At 43.5% G+C, this 25,890-nt stretch carries 21 protein-coding genes; 7 read left to right on the top strand and 14 right to left on the bottom strand.

Annotated elements, in window-relative coordinates; translation table 11 throughout:
• The first annotated feature begins 3 nt into the window (after positions 1-3).
• From ACLI09_RS11900 to ACLI09_RS11910, 3 genes are all read left to right on the top strand, one after another.
• Complete coding sequence (locus ACLI09_RS11900; RefSeq protein WP_411419848.1) at positions 4-816, top strand: CheR family methyltransferase; 813 nt, start codon at positions 4-6, stop codon at positions 814-816.
• A complete protein-coding gene (locus ACLI09_RS11905; protein WP_411419849.1) occupies positions 798-1,373 on the top strand; it encodes a chemotaxis protein CheB in 576 nt (191 codons plus the stop codon). Before ACLI09_RS11900 ends, ACLI09_RS11905 begins: the two co-directional genes overlap by 19 nt.
• A gap of 228 nt (positions 1,374-1,601) precedes the next feature.
• Positions 1,602-2,003: an excinuclease ABC subunit B gene (locus ACLI09_RS11910; RefSeq protein WP_411419850.1), complete on the top strand. Its 402-nt coding sequence runs from the start codon at positions 1,602-1,604 to the stop codon at positions 2,001-2,003.
• Between the two features lie 67 nt (positions 2,004-2,070).
• Here ACLI09_RS11910 and ACLI09_RS11915 read toward each other — a convergent pair whose 3' ends face one another.
• The 8 genes from ACLI09_RS11915 to ACLI09_RS11950 all read right to left on the bottom strand — a co-directional run bounded on the left by ACLI09_RS11915 (position 2,071) and on the right by ACLI09_RS11950 (position 17,659).
• Positions 2,071-2,835: a family 16 glycosylhydrolase gene (locus ACLI09_RS11915; protein ID WP_411419851.1), complete on the bottom strand. Its 765-nt coding sequence runs from the start codon at positions 2,833-2,835 to the stop codon at positions 2,071-2,073.
• 3 nt (positions 2,836-2,838) lie between these two features.
• Positions 2,839-5,145, bottom strand: coding sequence for a beta-glucosidase BglX (gene bglX / locus ACLI09_RS11920; protein ID WP_411419852.1), 2,307 nt, complete (start codon positions 5,143-5,145; stop codon positions 2,839-2,841).
• A 123-nt stretch (positions 5,146-5,268) separates the two neighbouring features.
• Positions 5,269-6,942, bottom strand: coding sequence for a glycoside hydrolase family 16 protein (locus ACLI09_RS11925; RefSeq protein ID WP_411419853.1), 1,674 nt, complete (start codon positions 6,940-6,942; stop codon positions 5,269-5,271).
• 6 nt (positions 6,943-6,948) lie between these two features.
• A complete protein-coding gene (locus ACLI09_RS11930) occupies positions 6,949-8,496 on the bottom strand; it encodes a hypothetical protein (RefSeq protein ID WP_411419854.1) in 1,548 nt (515 codons plus the stop codon).
• 11 nt (positions 8,497-8,507) lie between these two features.
• Positions 8,508-9,980, bottom strand: coding sequence for a RagB/SusD family nutrient uptake outer membrane protein (locus tag ACLI09_RS11935; protein WP_411419855.1), 1,473 nt, complete (start codon positions 9,978-9,980; stop codon positions 8,508-8,510).
• An 11-nt stretch (positions 9,981-9,991) separates the two neighbouring features.
• Positions 9,992-13,039, bottom strand: coding sequence for a SusC/RagA family TonB-linked outer membrane protein (locus tag ACLI09_RS11940; protein ID WP_411419856.1), 3,048 nt, complete (start codon positions 13,037-13,039; stop codon positions 9,992-9,994).
• Between the two features lie 248 nt (positions 13,040-13,287).
• Complete coding sequence (locus tag ACLI09_RS11945; protein WP_411419857.1) at positions 13,288-16,086, bottom strand: triple tyrosine motif-containing protein; 2,799 nt, start codon at positions 16,084-16,086, stop codon at positions 13,288-13,290.
• Between the two features lie 124 nt (positions 16,087-16,210).
• Positions 16,211-17,659: a T9SS type A sorting domain-containing protein gene (locus ACLI09_RS11950; RefSeq protein ID WP_411419858.1), complete on the bottom strand. Its 1,449-nt coding sequence runs from the start codon at positions 17,657-17,659 to the stop codon at positions 16,211-16,213.
• A gap of 552 nt (positions 17,660-18,211) precedes the next feature.
• Here ACLI09_RS11950 and ACLI09_RS11955 point away from each other — a divergent pair.
• On the top strand, positions 18,212-18,742 hold the full coding sequence (locus ACLI09_RS11955) for a hypothetical protein (protein ID WP_411419859.1): 531 nt from the start codon (positions 18,212-18,214) through the stop codon (positions 18,740-18,742).
• 46 nt (positions 18,743-18,788) lie between these two features.
• Here the strand turns inward: ACLI09_RS11955 and ACLI09_RS11960 are convergent, their stop codons facing one another.
• Both ACLI09_RS11960 and prmA read right to left on the bottom strand, forming a co-directional pair.
• A complete protein-coding gene (locus ACLI09_RS11960; RefSeq protein ID WP_411419860.1) occupies positions 18,789-19,058 on the bottom strand; it encodes an ATP-dependent Clp protease adaptor ClpS in 270 nt (89 codons plus the stop codon).
• Positions 19,059-19,076: 18 nt separating this feature from the next.
• On the bottom strand, positions 19,077-19,913 hold the full coding sequence (prmA, locus tag ACLI09_RS11965) for a 50S ribosomal protein L11 methyltransferase (RefSeq protein WP_411419861.1): 837 nt from the start codon (positions 19,911-19,913) through the stop codon (positions 19,077-19,079).
• A gap of 154 nt (positions 19,914-20,067) precedes the next feature.
• On the opposite strand from prmA, the gene ACLI09_RS11970 reads away from it, so the two are divergent.
• The 3 genes from ACLI09_RS11970 to ettA all read left to right on the top strand — a co-directional run bounded on the left by ACLI09_RS11970 (position 20,068) and on the right by ettA (position 22,928).
• Positions 20,068-20,901, top strand: a complete 834-nt coding sequence (locus ACLI09_RS11970; protein ID WP_411419862.1) for a S1 RNA-binding domain-containing protein — start codon at positions 20,068-20,070, stop codon at positions 20,899-20,901.
• Between the two features lie 68 nt (positions 20,902-20,969).
• Complete coding sequence (locus ACLI09_RS11975; RefSeq protein ID WP_411419929.1) at positions 20,970-21,146, top strand: CAL67264 family membrane protein; 177 nt, start codon at positions 20,970-20,972, stop codon at positions 21,144-21,146.
• A gap of 90 nt (positions 21,147-21,236) precedes the next feature.
• On the top strand, positions 21,237-22,928 hold the full coding sequence (ettA, locus tag ACLI09_RS11980; RefSeq protein WP_411419863.1) for an energy-dependent translational throttle protein EttA: 1,692 nt from the start codon (positions 21,237-21,239) through the stop codon (positions 22,926-22,928).
• Between the two features lie 106 nt (positions 22,929-23,034).
• Here the strand turns inward: ettA and ACLI09_RS11985 are convergent, their stop codons facing one another.
• The 4 genes from ACLI09_RS11985 to ACLI09_RS12000 form a co-directional block, all read right to left on the bottom strand.
• A complete protein-coding gene (locus ACLI09_RS11985) occupies positions 23,035-23,640 on the bottom strand; it encodes a hypothetical protein (protein ID WP_411419864.1) in 606 nt (201 codons plus the stop codon).
• A gap of 1 nt (position 23,641) precedes the next feature.
• The gene (locus ACLI09_RS11990; RefSeq protein ID WP_411419865.1) at positions 23,642-24,322 is read right to left on the bottom strand and encodes an FRG domain-containing protein; all 681 of its coding nucleotides are present in this window, start codon (positions 24,320-24,322) and stop codon (positions 23,642-23,644) included.
• Between the two features lie 76 nt (positions 24,323-24,398).
• Positions 24,399-24,995, bottom strand: coding sequence for a 16S rRNA (guanine(966)-N(2))-methyltransferase RsmD (rsmD, locus tag ACLI09_RS11995; protein WP_411419866.1), 597 nt, complete (start codon positions 24,993-24,995; stop codon positions 24,399-24,401).
• The gene (locus tag ACLI09_RS12000) at positions 24,992-25,795 is read right to left on the bottom strand and encodes a DUF3822 family protein (protein ID WP_411419867.1); all 804 of its coding nucleotides are present in this window, start codon (positions 25,793-25,795) and stop codon (positions 24,992-24,994) included. The genes rsmD and ACLI09_RS12000 overlap by 4 nt, the downstream gene beginning before the upstream one ends.
• Between the last annotated feature and the right edge of the window lie 95 nt (positions 25,796-25,890).

Genomic DNA, 25,890 nt, shown 5'->3' on the forward strand with positions numbered 1-25,890 from the left:
ACCATGACGATTGAAGACAGGCAGCTTGAGTTGCTTATTAATGATATATACGATACCTACGGATACGATTTCAGCGGCTATTCGCGGGCATCTTTTAAGCGCCGTGTAGACAGGTTGTATAACCTCGACGGTTTTACAAATTTCTCTGCCTTTCTTATAAAAGTACGTACGGACGAGGTTTATTTTAAACGTATGGTTGAAGAAATTACGGTAAACGTTACCGAGATGTTTCGCGACCCTGCATTTTATAACGTCCTTCGCACGGAGATAATCCCCACGCTGGCCACAAAGCCCTTTATACGCTGCTGGCATGCGGGCTGCTCTACAGGCGAGGAAGTATATTCTGTGGCTATATTACTTCAGGAAGCAAACCTGCTGCACAAATCATTGCTGTATGCCACAGACCTTAATCCGCTGGTATTGAATGCCGCCAAAAAAGGTGTATTCAACCTGCGTATGATGAAACAATACAGCGAAAACTATATGGCGGCGGGCGGGAAGGAAGATTTTAGCAAATACTATAGTGCTAACCACGGCTTTGCCAAGTTTAATGAAGAACTTTCGCAAAAAATGGTATTCTCGCAGCACAACCTGGTTTCAGACCGGTCTTTTAACGAGTTTGACCTCATATTGTGCCGCAATGTACTTATTTATTTTGATAAGGATTTGCAGGACAGGGCCATTACGCTGTTTGATGAAAGCCTGTCACTGTTAGGCTACCTAGCCCTTGGTACAAAAGAAACTGTAAAATTTTCTCCGGTACAGCGTAATTATGAACAGCTTAGAAAGGAAAAAATATGGAAGAAAATACGATAGATAGCTGTAAGGTACTGCTTATCGGCGGCTCTGCCGGTAGCCTCGAAGTGCTTATCCGGGTATTGCCCGGGCTGCATAAATTTACTTTCTCAGTGGTTATTGTATTACACCGAAAAAGTACCGACGATAACCTGCTCGAAGAGCTTTTATCGCTTAAAACCAGCCTTCCTGTAAAAGAAATTGAAGATAAAACACCACTCGAAAAGGGGAGCATTTATATAGCTCCTGCCGATTACCACCTGCTTCTTGAAAAAGACGGGCTCTTTGGCCTTGATGTTTCAGATAAGGTAAACTACAGCAGGCCCAGTATAGACGTGGTGTTTCAGAGTGCAGCCGATGCCTATGGTAAGGGTGTTGTGGCCATATTGCTTAGCGGGGCAAATGCGGATGGTACCGAGGGCTTAAAGGCCATTATGGCGGCGGGCGGCAGGGTAGTGGTGCAGGACCCTGCAACAGCCGAAATGCCTTATATGCCGCAGTATGCCATAAGCCAGCTTATTCCTGATCTGGTGTTCGGCCCCGAGGAAATTACAGATTTTATAAATAAATTAAACTGATTTGCTTTCCGCTCAATTGCGACCTGGCGGCATAGCCTGAACCGGCGAAGCAAATAAAAGAATTCATACTGCTTTAACAACCCACTAACTGTACAGCAAACCGTTCTGTATGCTAGCCATTTCCGCTAAAAGCAATTTGGCATTTTGAAGGGTAAAATATATAAGGTTTCATTAAAATGCTTGTTTTTTGATACTTAAAACAATATTTTAGCTGAAAATAGGCGCTTTATGAATACATATCAGGAAAAGTTGAGCCTGCTCTCTGAGATGATTGCCTTTGCACAGGTAGACGGGCAGGTACACGAACGTGAATACCGGTTTCTGTCTATTGTGGCATCGCAGCTAAAGGTTGAAACCAATGCGTTTAAAACATTATTTAAAGAGCCGGTACCGCATGTGGCTATTAAATCTGAACACCAGCGCATACTTCAGTTTTACCGCCTGGCACTGCTTATGCACGCCGACGGCGTTTTGCATGAAAATGAACATATCGCCATACACGAACTGGGTATTAATATGGGCCTTAGCCCCTATGCCATGCGCAGTGTACTTAATGAGATGAAGCGTTCTCCCACCGGGCTAATAGATCCTGAATTTTTGCTGGCACTGTTCAGGGCACAACAAAATTAACGTAACAACAAGGGCCGCAAATTGCGGCCCTCATTCTCATTATTAAACAAACTAAACAAAAAATTTTCTAATTGCTGTACACCCTTATGTAATCTACAACATATTCCTGCGGGAAGATGCTGTCATCTACTTCCGGGCCGCCAAAATTACCGCCTACGGCCATATTTACTATAAAGTAAAAAGGCTGGTTAAACGGCCAGGTCCCGGCATTTTTAATTTCAGGCGCATACGTATATACTTCTTTATCATCTACATAAAACGTTATGGCATCCTTAGTCCAGTTAATGGCGTAGGTGTGGAAACCTTCTTCAATTTTATCAAACGGCGTTTTCTTGCTAAGGGCATCACCCGCATGGTTAGATGGCGTGTGGAGTGTGGTATAAACCATACCGGGGTCTTTGCCCACATATTCCAGTATATCAATTTCTCCGGCGGCAGGCCAGCTAACTTTGCCTATGTTGCCGCCCAGCATCCAGAACGCCGGCCAAATGCCCTGTCCTGTAGCTATTTTAGCACGGGCTTCCATATAGCCATATTTAAATTCTTTTTTCCCGGCGGTAGTTATACGCGTGCTTGTATATAGCTCGCCTTCTTTTTTTGCGGTTATTACCAGGTGGCCATTCTCAACGCGGTGGTTATTTTTAGTATAGGTTTCGCGCTCGCTGTTTCCCCATCCGCAAATGTTAGGGCAGCCATTGCCAAGTTCGAAATTCCATACCTTCTCGTCGAGTGTTTTGCCGTTAAAGTTTTCCTCCCAAACCAGTTTCCCTTTTTTAACCTGTGCAGTGCATGCCATGCCAAGCAACAACAGCGGTAGTGCTATTTTTTTCATGATCTAATTGTACGTAAAAGGTGCGTGCAGCACAGCATCAGAACTTCCGCCTATGTACAGGTTGAAGTCGCCCGGCTCTGCCTCAAATTTTTTGTTTGCCGTGTAAAATTCTATCAGTTTTTCATCTATGGTAAAAGTAACGGTTTTTACCTGTCCTGCTTTTAGTGCTATAAGTTCAAAGCCCTTTAGCTCCCTTACCGGTCTTGTTACTGAAGCAAAAAGGTCTTGCAGGTACAGCTGTACCACTTCTTTACCGTCTGTTTTTCCTGTATTTTTTACATCAACAGTTACCGTTATCTTTCCACCCTTTACAAAACTACTTTTATCGAGTTTCAGGTTACTGTACTCAAATGTAGTGTAGCTAAGGCCGTAGCCAAAAGGGTATTGCGGCGTGTTAGGCGCATCAATATAATGCGACCAGAAAACACTTTCGGTAGGTTGTCCATTACCGGGGCGGCCGGTACTTTTATGGTTATAATACAACGGCACTTGCCCAATGCTCCTTGGAAAGCTCATAGGCAGCTTACCGCTTGGGTTATAATCGCCATATAGTATTTGTGCTATGGCATTACCGGCCTGTGTTCCCAAGTGCCAGGCTTCAACAATAGCAGGCACATTATCTGCTGCCCACGGAATGGTAAGCGGACGTCCGTTATTAAGTACCAGTACAATATTGGGGTTAGCTTTGTAAACCGTTTCTAAAAGTTCCTGTTGCACCCCCGGCAGGCCAAGCTCGGCACGGCTACGCCCTTCACCGGTTTGCAGGCCGTGTTCACCCAGTACCATTATTACAACGTCGGCAGCCTTAGCAGCTTTAACAGCTTCGGCAAAACCGCTTTTATCGTTCATGTTTATACGGGTTTCGTTGCCAAAGAGCACCGGGCCTACCGCTACATCTGCACCTTTTGCATAGGTAATGCTATTTCCTGTATATTGCTTAAGCCCTTCAAGCACCGATATGGCCGATTCATCATCGGCTCCGATGCGCCAGCTGCCCAGCGGGCTGGTTTTGTCATTAGCCAACGCACCTATTACGGCAATTTTTTGACCTTGTTTTTTTAAGGGAAGGATATTTTTTTCATTTTTTAATAACACAACCGATTTCTTAGCCACATCCAGCACCCCATCGTGGAATTCTTTTTTCCCGACGGTTGCTTTTTCGCGCGCTTCGTTGCAATATTTATAAGGGTCGTCAAACAGGCCAAGTAAAAACTTAACACGCAGTACACGCCCGGCAGCTTCGGTAACCACAGCCTCGCTCACCTTGCCTTCGCGCACCAGTTCGGCAAGATGTTCTACATAGCCATGAGATTCCATATCCATGTCAGAACCTGCGTTTGCGGCGCTCATTGCGGCTGCCTTAAGGTCTTTAGAGTAGCCGTGGGCTACCATTTCGCCCATGCTGCCCCAGTCGCTCACCACAAAGCCCTTAAAGCCCCAGTCGCCTTTTAAAATGTCGCGCTGCAGGTGGGCGTTGCCGGTAGCGGGTATACCCTCAAGTTCGTTAAATGAGTTCATAAAGGTAAGAGCCCCGGCATCGCTTGCTGCTTTAAATGGAGGCAGTATAATATTATGAAGCGTATTATTGCTAACGTCTACTGTATTATAATCCCTGCCTGCTTCGGCGAAGGAATAACCTGCAAAGTGTTTTACACAGGCCGCAACGTTAAACTCGCCCAGGTTACCCTGAAAGCCCTTTACGCGGGATTCGGCAATGCGGCTGTTAAGGTAAGGGTCTTCGCCTGCACCCTCCATCACGCGGCCCCACCGGGCATCGCGGCTTACATCTACCATAGGGGCAAAAGTCCAGTTAAGGCCGCTTGCGGCAGCTTCTGCTGCTGCTATTTCGGCAGATCGCTGTATGGCGGCAAGGTCCCAGCTTGCAGCTTCGGCAAGCGGAATGGGGCTAATGGTCTTGTAGCCGTGTATAACATCATACCCAAATATAAGGGGTATGTGCAGGCGGGTCTCCTCTACAGCTATTTTTTGTAATGCCTTTACATCCTTAACGCCTTTTACATTAAGCATAGAGCCTACCCACCCTTTCTTAAGGTGCTCATATTTTTGGGCGGCCGCACCTTCGGCAGGTACTGGGCCTGTAACCTCCCAAAAGCCGTTATACTGGTTCATTTGCCCTATTTTTTCTTCAAGGGTCATCAGCGCAAGCAGCGAATCTACTTTTCGGTCTATGGGCAGTTGCTTATTAACACTGGCCGCTACCGGGGCTGCAGGAGTTTGTTTAACACCGCCGCAGCTTAGCGAAAGGGCAAGCGGGGCGATTATAAGGCAGTAGGGTAATTTGTATTTCATTTATCTTTTTACTTCTTCAGTGTGTGTGGTATACCAATGAGCATGGGGACCAGCAAATGCTGACCCCCATTGCTTACTGGTTAGTATTGGATTTTGGATAGATGTTTTTGAAAAGGCATTGTATTATTGATATACGCGTACATAGTCAACTTCCATAGCACTTTGCGTAAATGCAGGGTCTACATTACCACCAAAGGTGCCACCCATTGCAACGTTAAAAATAAGGAAGAAATTCCAGTTGAAATAAGGGTGTTCAGTAACTGAGTTGTTAAATTGCTTAATTAATACGGGTGTAGCCGTTTCGGTATCCCTTACATAAAACAGCATTACATCAGCAGTCCATATCAGTTCATATATTTTAAAGTTTTCTGATACGCCGGGTACCACTTTCGTACTTCCGTTAGCATTTCCGCCTGAGTGTCCGGGATAGTGCAGTGTACTGTGTACCACGTTCTGGTCGTTTCCTACATGTTCCATAATGTCTATTTCGCCACATGCCGGCCAGTTTACCGTCTGGTAGTTGCTTCCCAGCATCCATAGTGCCGGCCAGGTGCCGCCGCCGGTAGGCAGTTTAGCACGTATTACCACCCTACCATAGGTAAAATCATATTTGTTGCGGGTAGTCATACGGGCAGAAGTGTACTGGTAGCCCTGGTAGCTTTCTTTTTTAGCAATTATTTTCAGCGTACCGTTTGATACTACCGATGCCGAACCGTCGTTCTTATAATACTGTACCTCCTCATTACCCCAGCCGTTATTGTTGCCTACTTCTAAGTTCCATTTTGAGGTATCCGGTGCACCGGTATAATCAAACTCGTCAGACCACATAAGGTTTGTAAATTGTGGTATCTCTACCTCGTCAGGATTTTCGGTTGTAAAAATCTGGTACCAGGCAAGTGCCGGGTTACCGCCATCTACAGCACGAACTACCATACGGTTATCTGTTAGCTCAATTATTTCGTAAATTGTAGTGCCTATATAGTAGCCCATAAAGCCGCCATCAGAAAAACTCATTTGTGTACCGGTTGTAAATTCAGGTGATACAATAGATTCTGATGGAGAAAGCAGTACTGTTTTTTGCCCTGATACATCCCAGGCTGCACAAGCGTCAGGCCCGGACTGGCCCACAAGAGGCAGGTATGCTCCGTTAAAGAAGGTTCCTTCATTTTCAAGTGTATACTTTAAGAGGTTACCTTCTTTAGTAAAAGTAAGCTTATTAGTATACAGGCATGAAGAACCCTCCACATCTTTTTCATTTGGCTGTGCCATATACCAGGCTGCCCAGTAGTTTTGTGTAGGTGCCGCAGGGTCATTTGGGCCTACACCCAGGTGGCCTGCCTCATTTTGTGCCACGTACCATACTTTAGTGCTGCCTCCTGTAAGTTTATCTACCGTAATAGGGTCATCGAACGTACTAAGCAGGTCAACTATTGTCATTGTACCTGTAGTAGATACGCCGGCCTTACCGTAAGCAATTACAGTAACTTCATAAGAGTGTATACCCGGGGTGGTAAAACGCTTGGTTACCTGTCCGCTTGCAGTAGTGACACTGGTTCCGTCAGGGTAAATAAACTTATAGGTTATGGCATTGTCTGCATCGGCCATAAGCTTCACGTTTCCGCTGCCGTCGCCATTTACATTTTCTGGTGTCTGGCCTACTATTTCGTAGCTCAGTTCAAGGTTTACAGGGGCGTTAATGGAGCCAAAACTGTTGTCGTCGTCCTGGCAGGCGCCTGCAAGCAACAGCAATATCATTGCCGCTGCTACTTTTACTAAATTTTTTATCATCTCTTTCATAGTTTTTTAATTTGATTGCCTAACGTCGTCAAAATAGTACGTTTCGCCTGTTCCTGCCACATTAAAGTTAAAGAACAGTACTATTTGCTGATAGTTTTTAGCATTGTTAATACCGGTAAAATCAAAGGTTACCTCTTCCCACTGGTTAGCTAACGTAGTAGTGGTTGTCCTCTCAATATCATCCCCAAGTACGTGCGGATTCATATTCTCAAATTTCATAAGTAAGGTAATTCCGGCGGCTGGAGACCATACCTTCATTTTTATTTTTTTCATTACAGAGAAGTCAATGGGTGCGTCAAACGGTATGGCTACGCCGGCCCATGTTTGAGACCCGGCCGTTTTAAGGACCCTGCCCACCTGTGCACTGGTGTTTATGCCTCCCACGTTCGGGTTAGCCACTTTAGTGCCCACGGCACCGCCAAAGTTATTCCAAGTGATGGCTGCGCTCGACTCAAAGTTAAGAGGCAAACCTAATGCCACACCTGCTGATGCCTGTACGATATCATCAAAATAATAGGTATCACCATTACCATTAGCACCCGCGTTAAAGAACAGTACCACTTTAGAATAACTTGCATTAGCACCGGTAAAGTCATATACAAGTTCTTCCCATTGGTTTGCAACAGTTGTTACAGCAGGGCGCTCTGCGCTGATGCCTCCATCGTTAAGGTTTTCTAACTTCAGAAGTACCGTTACACCTGCAGCCGGCGACCATACTTTAATTTTAAAGAAATGCTGTGCCATATTTATAGGCGCATCAAGGGTAAGGTAAGCGCCTGTCCACATCTGGCCGTTAGCAGGCGTGCTGCTACCCACTTTGGCGCTCGTATTGATACCGCCCGAAGCCGGATTGTTTACTACCGATGCAGTAGCACCGCCAAAGGTGGTAAAGGCATAGTTAAGGTTTGCGCTTTCAAAATCTATAGGCAGGTTAAGCGGGTTAGATATAATAACCTCCTGCGTATAGGTAGCGCTTGCCGCGCCGCCGCTAAATGCGGTTACGGTTACAGTATAAGTACCTACATTACTATAGGTATAAGGTACTACATCGCCTTCGTTAAAGGTAACGGGCTCTGCCGAAGGATCTTCGCCAAACCATACCTGAAAATAGGTTTCCAGGTCAGCCGTAGCCGATACATTTACCTGTAGCGGGCTGCCCACCACGGTTGCTATGTTTACCGCAAGGTTTTCCGGCGCTACAAAAGACACTGTAAGCGGAAACTCCGCATCGGTACGCTTGCCATTTATGCCTATCCCTGTTACTATTACGGTAAAGGTGCCCTCAGGATATACGTGGTTAATTTTTTCGCCTGCAAGGAGGCTTCCCGGCTCTGCGGTTCCATCACCATAGTTAATTTCAAAAGAAGTGACACCTTCGCCGTGCGGGGCTATAGTTACTGTACCGGAGTTGTCTCCCGCTATGGTAAACAGGGCGGTAATATTTGTGGGCGCAGCCGCATTATCTGCAAAGCTTACATCGCCGCTGCTGTCATCACTGCAGCCTGCAATAAGGGCTACAAACAATATGCTTATTATGTACTTAAAGTTTTTCATAGTCTTATATTTTAGTTATAACCCGGGTTTTGCTCCCAGTTTCCATTGCTAAATTGCATTTCTTCGTAAGGGATAGGGAATACCTCATTTTTATTTGGGGTAAAATTAGGTATCTGCGTGCCACGGCCAGTGCGCACAAGGTCAAAAAAGCGGTGGCCTTCGCCCACCAGCTCCCTGCGGCGCTCGTCGAATATAAGGTCGCCCAACGCTGCCCCGCCTGCGGTAAAGTTGTGGTTATTATCGCCAAAGGCACGCGCCCTTACAAGGTTTACATAAGTGCGCGCTTTATCGTCGTTACCTACTTTGTTATACGCCTCAGCAGCCATAAGAAGCACATCAGCATAGCGTATTGCCCTGTAGTTATTAGGGTTGGTAAGTTTACTATCACCCAGGTTAAGGTCGCCCTGCCTTGGTATGTATTTTTTATTGAAAAAGCCCGTATGCTCATAGCCTATACCAAAGGTAGTACCCGGGTTAGCAGCGGCAAACGCATCAATATTAAGTATTGCAACATCGCGGCGCCCATCACCCGGCTCAAACATATCATAGGCTTCCTGTGTAGGGATATTAAAGCTGTAGCCAGAATCATATAGTGGGCCTACAAAGTTCCTGGGGCCGTTAAAGCCTACGGCAACGTTACCCTCGCTACACTGGAGGCAGCCAAAACCGGCACCTTCTGCATCGGTATACTGTACTTCAAAAACCGACTCAGTGCCGTTTTCTCCGGCGTTTTCAAAAATCGTATTATAGTTTGTTACAAGGCTGTAAGAACCACTTTGTATAAGCTGCTCCAGCACATCGGCAGCCTGCTGGTACTTGCCCTGGTACAGGTAAGCCTTGCCCAGCAGTGCCTGTGCTGCACCTTTAGTTACACGGCCTTGTTCCTGTGGGCCGGTTTCCATATTTTCTATCGCGTATAACAGGTCTGCCTCTATAGCGGCATATACCTCAGTAGTACTGCTGCGGGGGATGCTGGTTTCATCACCCACTATAAAGCGGGAATCACCTTTAAGCGGGATACCGCCAAACCATTTAACCAGTTCAAACTGAAAGTACGCCCTAAGGAAGCGTGTTTGCGCTATTATTTTTTCTTTGCCTTCAAAATCGATTTTGTTTTGGTTTTCGATGATGTAATTCGCACGGTTTACCCCTGAAAACATCCAGTCCCAAACGTTTTTTACATTGGGGTTTACCGGTGTGTGGCTCATTTGGTCTACCTGTTGGAAGCCCGGAACGTCTGTAGCGCTTTCGCCGCCTGCATAAGTGTTGTCAGATGCTATTTCGCCAAGCAATACGTTTACATAGGTTGACTGTAATATATCGTATACCCCTATAAGTGCACTTTCATAGTTTTCCTTTGTATTAAAATAATTGCCTGAATCCTGAGAGTAGGGCACGCCTGCGTCTACAAAGTCATCACCGCAGGATATGGTTATTGTGAATATACTGAACGCCGCTATGGCTGTTACTATTTTCCTTTTCATTATGTAACTAATTAAAAATTAATGTTAGCCCCTATCATATATGTTCTTGACACAGGATAAAACCCGTAGTCAATACCGCTGCCTATAGGCGCCCCGCTAGAAGCGCCGGGGTCGTAACCCATATATTTTGTAAATGTATAAAGGTTGTTTACACCTACATATATCCTGGTTTTACTTACTACATTGTTCAGCCACTGCGGATTAATGGAGTAACCTAACTGAAGGTTTTGTATCCTGCAATATGAAGCATCTTCAACATAGTAAGACGAGAATACCGTATTGTTAGTAGCCCCGGTTGTTACTCTTGGCACACTATTGCTTGTGCCTTCGCCGGTCCAGCGGTTAAGTACGTAATTAAGGCGGTTACCATTTGGCACATTCCTTTCGTAGTTCCTTATCATGTCGTTGCCAAGTGATGCAAACGCATATGCGCTAAAGTCAAACCCTTTGTAATTAAAGGTTAGGTTAAAGCCCATTGTAGCATCAGGTATTGGGTCTCCAAGATTTGTTTTATCTGCTGTGGTTATAACGCCGTCTCCATTTACATCCCTAAACTTTATATCGCCAGGAGAGGTTACGGGAGAGCCTAAACCTGCTTGAGACGGTGACGCGTCAATTTCGGCTTGGTTCTGGAAAAGGCCATCGGTTTGGTACCCATAGAAATAGCCTATAGGTTTGCCAACCTCCATGCGTGTGGGCTGCTCGCTAAGGCCAAAGTTACCCGTCTGTATAAAGCCCGTACCGTTATTAACACCGGTTACCTCATTTTTAAGGAACGTAACATTGTAATTAACATCTATAGAAAAATCGTCAGACAACTTGTTTTTATAGCCCAGCGCAAGTTCAAGTCCCGAATTGCGTATATCGCCTACGTTAAGCGTAGGGGAACTTGCTCCCGGTGCACCTATACCCACAATACCCGATACAGGGGTACCCTGTACTAAAAGGTCTTTACGGGTGTCTATAAAATAATCTGCAACAAGCGAAACCTTGTCACTGAAGAAATTAAGGTCGGCACCTACGTCAAATTTTTTCGCAGCTTCCCACTTGCCAAAAGGATTAGATATCTGGCCGGTGGCAACACCGTTTGTAAGGTTGTTGTTAAACACATAGGTTGCTTCACCATCAAGATTAGAAACGTATACGATGGGCACCTGATCGTTGCCGAGCGCGCCGTAGCTAGCACGTAGTTTTGCAAAGCTCATAATACTTTCCTTATTGTAAAAAGGCTCTTCAGAAATCAGCCAGCCCGCGGTTCCTGAAGGGAACCAGGCTACTTTATTGCCCGGCCCAAATACGGTAGACATATCGCGGCGTATCATACCCGATAATAGGTAGCGGCCTTTGTAATCATATTGCAGCCTGCCAAAATAAGACAGCCTGCGGGAATCATAATTATAAGTGCTGTTTGTGCGGGCGTTCATTACGCCTGTAGTAGCGCTTATTTCGGCAAATTCCCATGAGTTGTTTGGTACATCATATCCAGTGGCGCTTAGGCCGCCTCCGTATGATTTATAAATGGTGGTACCGCCGGTAAGCGTAAGGTTGTGCGCCTCTGCAAATGTGGTTTTATACGTTGCAAAAAGGTCGAATGTATAATTGTTGTACCTGCCTGTGCTCTGTGTAACACTGCTGCGTGTAACGTCATATATCTTTCCGCCATAGCTTACCTGTTTTGCAAATGTTTTTCCTGCATCGTTAGCGGTCATAAAGCCTATACGGCTTGTTACCGTCAAGCCTTTAAAAGCTTCATAGTCCAGGTTAACCGTACCATTAAGCCTTTTATAGTTGTATGAGTTATAGGTATTATCTATCTGTGCCAGGGGGTTTATAATCTCCGATCCGAAGCCGGTGTTGCTGGGCACTAATGTATATTCGCCATTTTCGTCACGCGGCGTAAGCGTTGCCGGCACGTTCAACGCGTTAAAAAGTATCGAACCCAGCGCATTTTCGCTCAGCGACCTGCGAGTAAATTGTGTGTACACAAGATTAGTAGACAGCTTGAATTTGGCGCCAAGGTCGGCAGTCATACCTGTACGGGCGGTATTCCTGATGAAGTTTGACTTAGGTCCGCCTACTATACCTTCCTGATCAAGATGAGAAGCACCAATAGAATAGGTAATTTTATCTGAGCCACCGCTTAAGGTCATGTCATGGTTGGTGATAGGAGCGCTTTTTTCAAAAACTTCATTCTGCCAGTCTGTGCCTTTGCCCAGACCGCTTATATTAGGGTAAGGCAACGCCTGCCCTCCTGCCGCATAGCTTTCGTTAAGGAGCGCTGCATATTCTGTAGCGTTTAACGTAGGGAGTTTACGGCTTGTTTCCTGAAAGCCAGTGTAAAAGTTATACGATAACTGCGCTTTTTGGTTTTTGCGTCCTTTTTTAGTGGTGATAAGGATAATGCCATTAGCGCCAATAGTACCGTAAATGGCTGCCTGCGCGTCTTTAAGTACCGTTATGGTCTCAATATCAGCGGGATTTATTAGTCCTATATCTTGTGGGTTTGGTAAAAGGTTACCATCGACAATAACATTGGGGTCTGCGGTACCGTTAGTGCCTATACCCCTGATGCGAATGGACAGGTTAGCTCCTGGGGCACCTGATGTGGTAGTAACGTTTACACCAGATACAGTGCCCTGTAGCGCCTGCTCTACCTTGACAGGCCTTAGCTTATCAAGAGTTTCTGCGTTAACGGTGCTTACGGCACCTGTTACTTCTTTCTTTTTCTGGGTGCCGTACCCGATAACTACAAGTTCGTCGAGGGTTTTAACGGTTTCGGCCAGTGTGATGTTAAGGGTTTGGGTTTGGGTTACGGTTTTTTCTACAGTTTCAAAACCGATAAAACTAAATACAATGGTAGATCCTGATGGTACTTTAATACTGTAGTTACCATCCATATCCGAAGAATAGCCCGTGGTAGAATTTTTTAAAGCGATACTCGCACCGGGAATGGGCAATCCGGTACCCGCTTCTGTTACCGTTCCGCTTATTTCTACATCCTGTGCAAAACAGAGCGTTGAAATAAAAGTTAAGGCAAGCATTAATAATTTTGACTTCATAGAGTTATAAAAAGTTTTTTGTGATAGTATAAAAGTAAGGGTGTTATTATTAGTAATATCAAAATTAACCCCTACAAAAAATATACAATCTGTAATTTTTAATGAATAAGTAGCAGAAAAGCCTGTTAACGCACTGTTAACAGACTTTTACATAAATTTTAATGTTCTCAATATCGAAGCGAAAACCTTGTAATTATACAATCTGTATAGGTGTTGTATAGGTAAAATGCAATACTGTTGAGTTTTTGTCAAATTGACAATATATACTCAACAAGCCCCAGTTCGTGCGCTAAATCCATTTTTTTCCTCAAACGATATCGCTTTATCTCAACACTACGCACTGAAATGTTTAGTAAAGGGGCTATTTCCTTAGACGAAAGGTTAAGCCTGAGGTAAGCACACAGCCTTAAGTCATTTGGTGTAAGTGCGGCATGTTCTTTTTTAATCTTCTTTAAAAAGTCTTTATCGGCGTTATTAAATGCCTCTTTAAACATATCCCATGTATCATCTTCATTAATATTTTTATTAATGGTTGTGATAACTGATTTTAGGCTACGGTCGCCCTCGGTAGTTTTTTTAAGGTCGTCTTTTATGGCACTGAGCAACTCATTTTTCTTTATAAGGTTCATGGTGCTTACTGCAAGCTCGCGGTTTTTGTTTTCAAATTCCTGCTGTAGCTGTTCATTTTTAAGTCGCATGAGTTCCTGGTCATTCTCAAGCTCTTTAATTTCCAGTAGGCGATTGTTTTCTTCAATCAGTTTTTCACGCTGCTGCTGATAATAGTTTTTATATGCCCGGTTAACCATGTAGGCGGCAATAAGCGCAATAATAAGGTAAATTATGAGCGCCACGGTTGTAGCATACCAAGGTTTTTGGATATAAAACGCATATGCTGCGGTATTTACCGACTGGGAATTACCTGTTTTTGCACGCACTTTAAACACGTAGTAGCCTGACGAAAGGTTTTTAAAGTTCACGGTAGAGCGGCCATTCCATTCGCTCCAGTCCTCCTGCAATCCCTCCAGCTTATACTGAAATTCTGCATTTACATACTTACTGTATTCCGGCAGCGTAAAGGCGAAAGTAAGGTTGTTTTCGCCATGTTTAAGGTTGCCTTCTTCGGCTACATTTACGTTAAAAGCGTTTTTGTTTACCGCATTGGCCGTGATGTTAGTAATATAAACCGAATATTTTTTAAATTTAATGTCTTTAATATTAATGGTATAGTAACCGTCTGTAGTGCCTATAAGGTATACACTTGGCGACACCTGCGTTATGTTTTCATAGCCCAGCATAGAGTTTGTAATGGATGAAGGTATGGGTATAACGCTGTGCTTAAGATCTGAATTTAATTTACCACAGGACAGGTAATTGATGTAGTTTTTTGTAAAGAACCACAGTTTGTTGGAGTTATCCGGTATCAGTTTCCCGGAAGTATATTCATCATTACCAAAGATTTTTGACAGCTGCTCCTGTTTTTCAAACTTTTTAGTAGTATCATTAAGTTTGTAAATACCTTCTTTACCGGCATAATATACGCTGCCGTTAAAACTGGCCAGGCTTACATTACGCCCTTTAACAGGTTCTTTATATGCGGTTATCTTTTTGGCTTTGGTAAAACCGTCGTTCACATCTACACGGTAAATGCCCTTATACTCATGGCTTACGTAGATTTCGTTGTTTCTGCGTATCGCAAAGAACCGGCTCGATTTGTCAAAACCATCAATACGATTGCGGTATTTCCAGCCTTCGGGCGTTTTCTCCAGTACTGATAACCCCAGGTAATTGCCCTGTACAATAAGGTTTTTATTAGTAGGGTGTGGTTCAAATTTCCATGTACCTATATTAGAATAAATAGATTTGGAAACCATGCCGTTTATTATAAACGTGCCATAATCATGGCCGCAAAAAAGCGTATCGTCATACAAAAAAAGCGACCATACCTGCCCTTTGGTGCCAGCTACAAATTTAAAATCCTCAGATGACTGGTAAGGTTTGCAAAAAAGCCCCTGGTTTGTGCCTATATACATTATGCCGTGGTAAAGCATGGCGGTGTATACCGTGCCTAAAAAACCCGAATCGTCTACATAGCCATGCACCGCGCTTTGCATATTGATGCAGTTGATGCCATTATCTAACCCCAGCCAAAGGTTATTGTCAGAATCTTCAAACATTGAAAGTGCCGTGTTGTTGCTAAGTCCCTTGCTTTGGGTAATGTGATATTTAACCGCACCCTGCGGCGAAAGTATAAATATGCCATTGCTTACGGTGCCCATTGCAAAACTGCCGTCGCTAAGCAGTTGGCTGCTGTATATGCTGGTATTTTTAAGTTCGGCATCGGCGGATATTTCCCACCGTGTAAGCACGCCGTTCTTTAGCTCGTAAAAGCCTTCATATTGTGTGATTATAAGGTAACTATCGTCTTTCCCGAAAATGTTTACCACTTTGCTGTTTAAAAAGAGTGGAGCTTTACTGAGCAGTTTACTTTGCCCGTTCTCAATTTCATATAGGCCGGAGTTAAACGTTTGGTACAATATGGTATTGTTTACGGTAAAGACCTTGTTCATGCCCGTATCAGAACTGATAATATTAAACTCACCTGATTTTGTGTCATAAATAAAAATCTGCGAAAGGCTTTGAAACATTACCCAACGGTCGTATTGTGCTATATTCCAAAACTGTTCATCGTCTATGATGCGGTTCCTGATTTTTTTTGTTAGCGAAGTATAGGCCAGAGTACCGTCGGCTTTACGGGTCCAGTAGCCAAAATCCATGTAAAACCCGCAATAAATTTTATTACCTATAACCTTGACCGACCTCATTATGGTTTCATTTGGCGTAGGGTAAAGGCTCCAGGCGGTGCCGTTATATTCCAGCAGGCCCTCATTATTGGCAAAATACAGGTAGCCGTTAGTATCCTGGCTTACCATCCAGTTCTGGTTACCGGCGCCATAGGTTGTCGTGCTGTATTTTATAATGGGAGGGAGGTCTTGCCCTAAAGCCGTAACAAATGAAAAAATGATTAAAATAAGGGTAATCTTTTTCAAAATATATATTTATTGAGATTTGGTTGTACGAATATACAAGAAAAAGCAAATAAAAAACCGCACCGCTGGTGGCGGTGCGGTCATAAAAACTATCGACTTTCAGAAAACTAATATGGATATCAAACTATTGTTTGATGAATTTTGAAGTACTCGTTTTGCCGTTTACCGTAGTGTTTACCATGTACACCCCGGCTTTCAGGGCGCTAACATTTACAGTTGCAAGGGTAGTATTAGGTGTTACATTAATAACCTGCTGGCCTATAAGGTTGTATACTTGTATAGTGCTTATTGCATCGTTTTGAGATGCTACATTAAGCACATCGGTAGCCGGGTTAGGGTAAACCGATATTGCTTTTTTGTTAAAATCCTGTACTGATGCAGCCTGTTGGCCAATAACAACATTTCCGTTTTGCGCCATGAAGGCCGGGTTAGCATTTAAGCCTCTTACCATAAAGCCATATTGTAAGTGTGCAGCATTTGGGAACGCGGTAGCGTCATAATTTACAGCAAAATCGCCCGTTGTTGTAAGGTCTGTCGTTTGCTCGTTTATAAGCCCGTAGCCCGCATCCAGTACTTTTACAAATGCCTTTGCCGTGTATCCGCTCGCAAGCGTATAGCTTGATACGTTGCCGTTAAAGTTAACTTTTTGGTTCAGTAGTGTGTCATCTAATATATAGCTGATTGCAAGCATTATTTTATTTCCTTGATCACCATTGGTCCAGTAGGTTGGGTCATCGCCTGTGCCGTAAACATTATAGTTAGGGTATAAGGTTACCGTGTTAGCCTCGGTATTTCTTACAGTTTTAATATCATCAATACCCCAGTCGCTATACCATAGGTAGGGTTGTTCCGGAGTGTTCTCATAAACAAGCATGGCACCCAGCCATGTTGCATTTGCATCTACCGGTACGTCAACACTGTCTCCGCCGGGGTTTGTTACTTCTGGCTCATCAGCTCCCACCACTACATTTCCGTTAGCTTCCATAGCTGCGGGGTTACCATTTAGGCCTTTTATAGAAAAGCCGTACTGAATGTGTGCCGCGCCCGGGTACTGAGCTGCGTTGTACGATATAGTAAAGTTTCCAGGATCAAGAACCGCAGTAGTTTCATTTATAAGCCCCCAGCTAGCGTCAAGTGCCTTTACAAACGCGGTAGCCGTATAGCCCGAAACCAGGGTATTGCTCAATACATTACCGCTAAAAGTAAACTGCTGGCCTACAAGCGCATCGTTAATAACAAGACTCATTCCCTGCATTATTTTATTGCCCATTTCTCCGTTAGCCCAGTAAGTAGGGTCATCGCCCGTACCATATACATTATAATTTGGGTAAAGAATTAACGTATTATCAGTTGTATTTCTTACAGTTTTAATATCGTCTATACCCCAGTCGCTATACCATAAATAAGGTTGTTGGGGCGTGTTGTCATATACAAGCATTCCGCCTACCCAGGTAGCACTCGCGTCAACAGTAACGTTTGTTTGCGCCTGTGCATTAGTAAATGATAACAATGATAAGCCAGCTAAAGCTATTCCTTTGCACAACTTATTATTAAGTAATTTTTCTAAATTCATAAAAAGTAAAATTAAGGTTCGTAGGGTAAAAGTAGTCAAACTACGAAAACGATATAATTTTAATGCCTATATAGAAACTATACATTAATAAAGGTTTGTTTATGAATGGTGCCAAGCCTTGAATTTACTATAGATTATTTAAGGGTCATAACGACAATAAGCCACATAGTGCAACGTTATAGTTTTGCAATTGTATAGGTAATGTATAGTTGTATTACTAAATTTTAGAGAAATGTTGTAGTGTGTTTTTTAATGCTACAATTGCGAAATTGCCTGGTTTTATAAATATAAAATTTGAAAACTTAATATTAGGATGAAACTAACTTAAAACATTATTGTGTTATGCCAGGTTAAATTTATTGTTAATTTTGATTGGTATTGTTATAAAATTAAAACTTGATAGTTTATGGAGTATGGTGCTGAAGTTGAATATTTTGCAATATAATTTAACTTTTTTAATGAGTTAAAGTTTTTTTAAAGTCAATTTGTTGTGATTGTTGATGATAATTCATTTATAGTTTTGGGGTACTAACACACAAAATTTTAATTGAAATGAAAAAGATGCATTATTTATTAGGCGCACTGGCACTGGGTGCTATTACATTAACTTCATGCAGTGATGATGACAACGAAAGTAACGATGTAGGTATTGCCGGTACCTATGAGCTTGAAGCGGTTAATACTGAAACCGCAACTGATTTTAACGATGATGGTACAGAGCATAGTAACCAGATGGAGGAATCTGGCTGTTATGATGCAGGGAGGATAAAGCTAAACAGCGACAGCACATTTACCTATACCATTACGGGTATCCTTATTGATACTTCAGATGGATCGGTAGGGTGTAAGGAGTCGTTTCAGGCATCTGGTACATGGGAGATACAAACCGGTACCAGTAACAATGCTGTAATATCTGCAGCCTATGAAGACCAGAATGGCGACGACCAGGTAATAACATTAGTAAAAGCGGGAAACCAGCTTACCTATACCGAGGATAATATTTTATCAACATACCCTGACAGGAATGATGATGGTGAAGCTTTTTATAATTCAGGAAGCACTACTTATGTGTTTGAGAAATAATAGCGAAGGGCGCTATAATAAAAAGGGATGCAACTGCATCCCTTTTTTATATTATCTCCGCGCTAAGCCCGGCCTGAAGCAGCGAACTGCATTGTGGCTCTAAATCGGCTATTGCACCGGTTTTTACGGTGCATTTGCCCTTATAGTGTACCAGTAAGGCACACTGCTCTGCCTGTTCTGCGGTATGGCTGCAAACCCGTATAAGGGTTTCTATAACATGGTCAAATGTATTTACATCATCATTAAACAACACAATTTCGTTGTTAGTAGATACGGCTTCTTCAACCTGTACTTCTTCTAATACTTTAGTGCTCATCTTCAATTATTTAAAATGCTAATTTACATATTTTAGCGCAACCCAATTATTTTTTTGCAGCTTTTTTACAAACGTAAGCCCCTTTTCGGTACACGATGCATCTATAAAAGGGATGTCTTCTTCATAAAAACCGCTCAGTAATAATATGCCGTCTTTGTTAAGGCAGTCCACATACTGCTGCATATCGTTAAGCAGAATGTTACGGTTTATGTTGGCTATTATCACATCATAATTTTTACCTTTAAGTAATGCTGCGTCACCTTCATATACGGTAATGTGTTTACAGTTGTTACGCTCGGCGTTCTCTATCGAGTTCAGGTAGCACCAGTTGTCAATGTCTATGGCATCAATGGGCTGGGCACCCTTCATTTCGGCAAGTATGGCGAGTATGGCGGTACCACAGCCCATATCAAGCGTTTTTTTACCGGTAACATCGGTTTCAAGCAGGTGCTGCGCCATCATAAAGGTGGTTTCATGGTGGCCTGTGCCAAAGCTCATCTTAGGCTCTATAACAATATCATATTGCACGTCCTTATATTCGTGGAAGGGAGCACGTATGCGGCAGGCATTGCTTACCTCTATCGGCTCAAAATTCTTTTCCCACTCTTCGTTCCAGTTTACCTGCTCGATATCCTCAACAGTATACGTAATTTTAAACTCCGGCGACTGTAATATATAAATGTCGTTAAGCACATCCTCCGTCCAGAACTGTTTTTGTATGTAGGCGCTCAGGCCGGTTTCGGTTTCCTCAAAGCTTTCAAACGGGGTTTCGCCCAGTTCGGCCATCAGTATCTCGGCGGCAGGGTCTTTGGGTTCGATGGTAAAATGGTAACCTATATATGCTAATTCAGCCATGGGGTAAAAAAATTTGGGCAAAGTTACGAAGTAATTTATCAATGTAGCAATTGTTTAATGGATCAATTCTCGTGAGTTTTCCGGCCTTCAATTTTTAAATCTTTCAATCTTCAATAGTTAAATCATTACCTTTGCGCCTTATAATGATTTTTGGATGATTGAGATAGGAAAATTTAATACTCTTACCATAGCCCGGGGTACCAGCGTAGGGCTTTACCTTACCGATGGCACTACCGATGTGCTGTTGCCTAACAAATATGTGCCTGAACAATGGCAGGAGGGCGAAGCATTTACCGCCTTTGTATACCTTGACCAGGAGGAACGTCCTGTAGCTACTACATTAGAGCCTTATATAAAGCTGAACGACTTTGCATTGCTTCGCGTAAGCTATGTAAACAACGTGGGCGCGTTTATGAACTGGGGCCTTGAGAAAGACCTTTTTGTGCCTTTCCGTGAGCAGGCCAGGCCCATGGAGCAGGGCAAACGCTACCTGGTGCATATGCATATCGACGAAAAAAGCAACCGCCTGGTGGGCAGCAGCAAGCTGAACCAGTTTATTAAAAACGAAAACCTTGATGTAACCGAAGGCGAGGAGGTAGACCTTATCGTGTCGCATTTTACCGACCTTGGTATTAACGTAATCATCAACGGAAAGTATAAGGGCCTGCTGTACCAGAGCGAGGTGTATGACGATCTTCGCCTGGGTGACCGCATAGTGGGTTATGTAAAAACCATACGCCCTGATAATAAGATAGACGTTACCCTGCAAAAACCCGGCTTTGAAAGCATAGAGCCTAATGCTGAAAAAATACTCGACGAACTGCGCGCCAGCCGCGGCTTCCTCCGCCTTACGGACGACAGCCACCCTGAGGATATAAAGACCGTGCTTAAAATGAGTAAGAAGTCGTTCAAAAAAGCGATTGGAACACTATACAGGCAAAGGCTTATCGAAATAAAAGAAGACGGTATATACCTGGTTAAGTCTTAAAATAAGCGCCATTTTCAAAATAATTAAACTTTACCGATATTTGCTTTTTAAATAGATAGAACAGGATGATGAACAAGAATACAGTATTGGGTTGGGCTACATTTATAATGATGGTGATGGGGGTATTGCTTATTGGCCTGGGCGCATTTAGATATGATGACATAGCCGGTTATGGCTTCGGGGCCGTGGGCATAGGCTTTTTCGCCATTGCCTGGGTGTTTAACGCTCTTAAGGGGCGCGTGTGACCGACCGATTAAGCAACCTTACCCGAGGCCTTTGCCGAACTGGCGAAGCAAATCTGAAACTTTAAACCAAAAAACAATCAAACATAACATATGAGCGACGATAAGAAAGTAATATTCTCCATGTCCCGCGTTAATAAAACGTATCAGGGGGCACAGAAACCCGTGCTTAAGGACATTTACCTTAGCTTTTTTTACGGGGCAAAAATAGGCATCCTGGGCCTTAACGGTTCAGGTAAATCATCACTGCTAAAGATTATTGCCGGGGTAGACAAAAGCTACCAGGGCGATGTGGTATTTTCTCCCGGGTATACCGTGGGCTACCTGGAGCAGGAACCGCAGCTTGACGAAAACAAAACCGTTATTGAGGTAGTGCGCGAAGGCGTGGCCGAAACGGTAGCGTTGCTGGATGAGTTCAACAAGATAAACGACAGCTTTGGCGACCCGGAGGTATATGAAGACCCCGATAAGATGGATAAGCTGATGGAACGCCAGGCACTCCTTCAGGATAAGATAGACGCCAGCGGCGCGTGGGAGCTCGACACCAAGCTTGAAATAGCTATGGATGCACTGCGCACACCAGAGCCCGATACCCCTATAAAGGTGCTTTCGGGTGGTGAAAAGAGGCGTGTGGCCCTGTGCCGCCTGCTGCTTCAGCAGCCGGATGTGTTATTATTAGATGAGCCTACCAACCACCTTGACGCCGAGAGCGTACTGTGGCTGGAGCAACACTTGTCGCAATATGCGGGTACGGTTATCGCCGTAACACACGACCGTTATTTCCTTGATAACGTAGCCGGATGGATTCTTGAACTTGACCGTGGCGAGGGCATCCCGTGGAAGGGTAACTACTCTTCATGGCTTGACCAGAAAGCCAAACGCCTGGAGCAGGAGGAGAAAACCGCCTCTAAGCGCCGCAAGACCCTTGAGCGTGAGCTTGACTGGGTGCGCCAGGGCGCTAAAGGCCGCCAGACCAAGCAAAAAGCGCGTTTGCAAAACTACGACCGACTATTAAATGAAGACCAGAAAGAACTGGACGAGAAACTGGAAATATATATACCGAACGGGCCAAGGTTGGGTACGAATGTTATCGAAGCTAAAGGCGTTGCCAAAGGTTTTGGCGACAGGCTGTTGTATGACGACCTTAACTTTACGCTGCCGCAGGCGGGTATTGTGGGCATCATCGGGCCAAACGGTGCGGGTAAAACTACCATCTTTAAAATGATAATGGGCGAGCTGGAGCCTGATAACGGCGAGTTTGTTGTAGGCGAAACCGTGAAGATTGCCTATGTAGACCAAAGCCATTCTAACATCGACCCTAACAAGTCGATATGGGAGAACTTTGCCGACGGGCAGGAGCTGGTAATGATGGGGGGCAGGCAGGTTAACAGCCGCGCGTATTTGAGCCGCTTTAACTTTGGCGGCAGCGACCAGAACAAAAAGGTGAACACCCTTTCGGGTGGGGAGCGCAACAGGCTGCACCTTGCCATGACGCTTAAGGAAGAAGGCAACGTGCTCCTGCTGGATGAGCCTACCAACGACCTTGACATCAACACACTGCGCGCGCTTGAAGAGGGCCTTGAAAACTTTGCCGGCTGTGCCGTGGTTATCAGCCACGACCGCTGGTTCCTGGATAGGGTGTGTACCCACATACTGGCGTTTGAAAACAACTCGGAGATCTACTTTTTTGAAGGCAGCTTCTCTGAATATGAGGAGAACCGCAAAAAACGCCTTGGCGGAGATTTAACACCGAAGCGTATTAAGTATAAAAAGCTTATTCGATAAGTCTAAAGTTTTAAGGTCGTGAAGTCGAAAGGCATGACCGACCGGATAATTATAGAGAACCCCGCTCGTGAAGAGTGGGGTTTTGTATTTGATAAATATAAATTTGTTAAATCCTAAAAGTTATCGAAGCTGAACTACCAATGAATTCGCCTGTAATTTCTAGTAAAGATTTACCTAGGCTTGATATATCAACCCATTTTATCGCATGTGGACAACTAATTTTTATGTTTTTTGGATTTATGTCAATTTCTGATGTTGTCACAAGCAAGTCAAAACTATAATAATCTTTTCTATTAAACGGGAGTAAGCTTACATCAAAATTTTCTATTTGATTATTTAGAGATGGCTTATTGCTAAAATTGATTTGATGATGTCTGTCTTTGGAATTTCCTTTTATAGATATAAATTTGGCATCTTTTGCTCCCGTTATACCAAAACTAAATTTTTCAAAATCATGTAATCCTGAATTAATAATTTTTATACTACAAATAAAAATTCTTTCGAACTTATAATCGTCACTTCCATCGGATAGTACAATACTAGAATTAAAAATTTCATTATTAGAAGAATCGTAAAATGGTTTTATTTCAACAGATTTCGCAATGGGTTGAAGTCTATTTCTTCTGTTATCAAAAAATTGTTTTATTAAAGCTCCAAAAGCTCCTCCACTTAAAAAGCCTAAACCTAATTGTATCCAATTAATTTTTTCCATATTAATGTATATCGGTTCTTAACCATTTTATATGTTTAGCAACTCCATCTAAGTCAGGATAAACTGTTCCTGGATTTATTCCAAATCTATTCAATGTAATCTTAATAGATTTTCGTATATCTTTATGAATAAGTATTTTTTGTAAATCCTTTGGAACCCATTCATCGTAAGGGTTATTGTGTACTGTGAAAAGTCCACCTTGAGAAATAATTCTGTTATCCCAATGTTTAGGAACATATCGTGTAACATTTTTAATGTCAAATGGATCAAAATTTTGGCTTAATTTAACGAGAGTATCGGTCTTGTGTATATATACACAACTATAGTCAGTTTCCTCATTATTTATAAATGGCTCTTCGACAGCAAAATATATTGCGATTAAAGGGTTTTTTGTCCAATCAAGTAATCTTGTGGGCAATCCGTGATGTTGTGCAATTGACAGTATTTCTAAATCATCATCTTTATAATCTTTAAGGTACGGATAGGCTCTATGTTTGAAAATATCAAGCATTCTTTTTTCGGCTATAACATCTAAAGCCTTTCCTTTTTGACTTTTCAGTCTTCCAATGGATGGAATTAATTTGAAATTTGAACTTTGAACACCTCTGTATATTAAGTTGTCCTTTGTTTCTGTATAGGTTTTTAGAAAGATATAAAAATCTTCAATAGTGTAGACTTGCATTCAAAATTTTAAAATTGGTTCCTTCAAATCTAACAAAAATATCCCCACAAAAAAAATACGGCCCTAAAGCCGCATCTTAGATCTCATCCTCTTCGGTATCAGTATCTTTATAGGAGGGTTCCTCGCTTACATCCTGGTCAAACTCATAAAACGTAAACACGCTGCCGCCGTATTTCTTTTCGAACGAAAAATTCATCAGGTGGTTCATTTTAGTATGCTTGCTGTGCTCTATAATCATCATGCCATCTTCGTTAAGGAGCTCACTCTCAAATACCAGCGTAACAATATCTTCAAACTGCTGCTGGGTAAAGTTGTAGGGTGGGTCTACCACAATAATATCGTATACGGCCTTGTGCCCTTTCAGGAATTTATACACGTCATTTTTTACGGCCGAGATGTTGAACCCAAAGCCCGCCGCCGTTTGCTTAATGAATTTTATACAACCAAAGTCGGCATCTACAGCCGTAATGGCCACAGCCCCGCGGGAAGCGAACTCATAGCTTAGGTTGCCCGTGCCGCTAAAAAGGTCGAGCACCTTAAGGCCTTCAAAGTCAAAGCGGTTGCCCAGTATGTTAAACAAGCTCTCCTTGCTCATGTCGGTAGTGGGGCGCACCGGCAGGTTTTTGGGTGCCATGATGCGGTGCCCCTTATATTTTCCGGAAATAATCCTCATGCGTTCAGTAAGATAAAGTTGGTTAGGGCTTCCTCGGGGGTAAGCTGCCATTTGGCTGCCAGCGCCGATGCATCATATAACGCCAGGTTGCGAATGTAGGTATACGCCAGTGCATACAGCGTGCTTTCGGCAGAAATGTTGCCCAGCAGCCAAACACTTACCGTTTCGGGGTTTAGCGCAAGCTGCTCCATGGTAAAGAGCAGGTAGTATAAAAAATCTTCGGGGCTTGCATATTCAAACGAGTTGAAGAGCAACAGCTTTTGCCCGTGGGTAATTACAATTTCAAAATGGCCGGGCTGTATGTGTACAAATACCTGTTTTTCAACTGCGTTTGCCGAGGCATCCAGTAGCTTTTCAATAAGGATGCTGTTGGTATTTTTATACTCAAAAGCGCCGAGGCGGTCAATTAGGTAGTTGTTGATGTTCATGAGCGGCACATACACATTGGTAATGTCATAGCTGCCCAAGGCATCCCAGGCATATACGTCGGCCTCAAACACGCGGGTGCTGTATTGCAGGTAACTGCCGGGATAGGCTTCGTCAAACAGTGCGGTAGGTACAGCGGTATTAAAGGCATTGTCGTGCAATACTATGATTTCGTCATACCGCAGGCGCATTTCGGGGAACTTCATAAACAGCCGCCACAGCTCATCGTCAATTGGCGCGGTTTTTATAAAGGGGAAGTGCTCCAGCTGCTTTACCTCATGGTTAAGGGTATCGAGCACACAAAATGACACACCCGATGCCGCAGCCTGCAGCACGAGTTTTTTGTAATTTTTTGTGGTAATGCCGTTATCCATAAGTAAGCGCGATTGGTTGCAAATTTACATTCTTTTTAGTTTAAGGAGCAGATTATTTTGCCACGAATTGCACGAACTGCACTAATTTATAGAGG

Source organism: Flavobacterium sp. RHBU_24, from assembly GCF_046613695.1.
GTDB lineage: Bacteria > Bacteroidota > Bacteroidia > Flavobacteriales > Flavobacteriaceae > Flavobacterium.

Excerpts from the sequence above, each read along its gene's own strand:
- ACLI09_RS12000 (WP_411419867.1), bottom strand. The coding sequence starts at position 25,795 with ATGGATAACGGCATTACCACAAAAAATTACAAAAAACTCGTGCTGCAG.
- ACLI09_RS11900 (WP_411419848.1), top strand. The coding sequence starts at position 4 with ATGACGATTGAAGACAGGCAGCTTGAGTTGCTTATTAATGATATATAC.
- ACLI09_RS11915 (WP_411419851.1), bottom strand. The coding sequence starts at position 2,835 with ATGAAAAAAATAGCACTACCGCTGTTGTTGCTTGGCATGGCATGCACT.
- ACLI09_RS11955 (WP_411419859.1), top strand. The coding sequence starts at position 18,212 with ATGAAAAAGATGCATTATTTATTAGGCGCACTGGCACTGGGTGCTATT.
- ACLI09_RS11940 (WP_411419856.1), bottom strand. The coding sequence starts at position 13,039 with ATGAAGTCAAAATTATTAATGCTTGCCTTAACTTTTATTTCAACGCTC.
- bglX (WP_411419852.1), bottom strand. The coding sequence starts at position 5,145 with ATGAAATACAAATTACCCTACTGCCTTATAATCGCCCCGCTTGCCCTT.
- ACLI09_RS11935 (WP_411419855.1), bottom strand. The coding sequence starts at position 9,980 with ATGAAAAGGAAAATAGTAACAGCCATAGCGGCGTTCAGTATATTCACA.
- ACLI09_RS11950 (WP_411419858.1), bottom strand. The coding sequence starts at position 17,659 with ATGAATTTAGAAAAATTACTTAATAATAAGTTGTGCAAAGGAATAGCT.
- ACLI09_RS11910 (WP_411419850.1), top strand. The coding sequence starts at position 1,602 with ATGAATACATATCAGGAAAAGTTGAGCCTGCTCTCTGAGATGATTGCC.
- ACLI09_RS11905 (WP_411419849.1), top strand. The coding sequence starts at position 798 with ATGGAAGAAAATACGATAGATAGCTGTAAGGTACTGCTTATCGGCGGC.
- ACLI09_RS11960 (WP_411419860.1), bottom strand. The coding sequence starts at position 19,058 with ATGAGCACTAAAGTATTAGAAGAAGTACAGGTTGAAGAAGCCGTATCT.
- prmA (WP_411419861.1), bottom strand. The coding sequence starts at position 19,913 with ATGGCTGAATTAGCATATATAGGTTACCATTTTACCATCGAACCCAAA.
- ACLI09_RS11930 (WP_411419854.1), bottom strand. The coding sequence starts at position 8,496 with ATGAAAAACTTTAAGTACATAATAAGCATATTGTTTGTAGCCCTTATT.
- rsmD (WP_411419866.1), bottom strand. The coding sequence starts at position 24,995 with ATGAGGATTATTTCCGGAAAATATAAGGGGCACCGCATCATGGCACCC.
- ACLI09_RS11990 (WP_411419865.1), bottom strand. The coding sequence starts at position 24,322 with ATGCAAGTCTACACTATTGAAGATTTTTATATCTTTCTAAAAACCTAT.
- ACLI09_RS11975 (WP_411419929.1), top strand. The coding sequence starts at position 20,970 with ATGAACAAGAATACAGTATTGGGTTGGGCTACATTTATAATGATGGTG.
- ACLI09_RS11970 (WP_411419862.1), top strand. The coding sequence starts at position 20,068 with ATGATTGAGATAGGAAAATTTAATACTCTTACCATAGCCCGGGGTACC.
- ACLI09_RS11985 (WP_411419864.1), bottom strand. The coding sequence starts at position 23,640 with ATGGAAAAAATTAATTGGATACAATTAGGTTTAGGCTTTTTAAGTGGA.
- ACLI09_RS11925 (WP_411419853.1), bottom strand. The coding sequence starts at position 6,942 with ATGAAAGAGATGATAAAAAATTTAGTAAAAGTAGCAGCGGCAATGATA.
- ettA (WP_411419863.1), top strand. The coding sequence starts at position 21,237 with ATGAGCGACGATAAGAAAGTAATATTCTCCATGTCCCGCGTTAATAAA.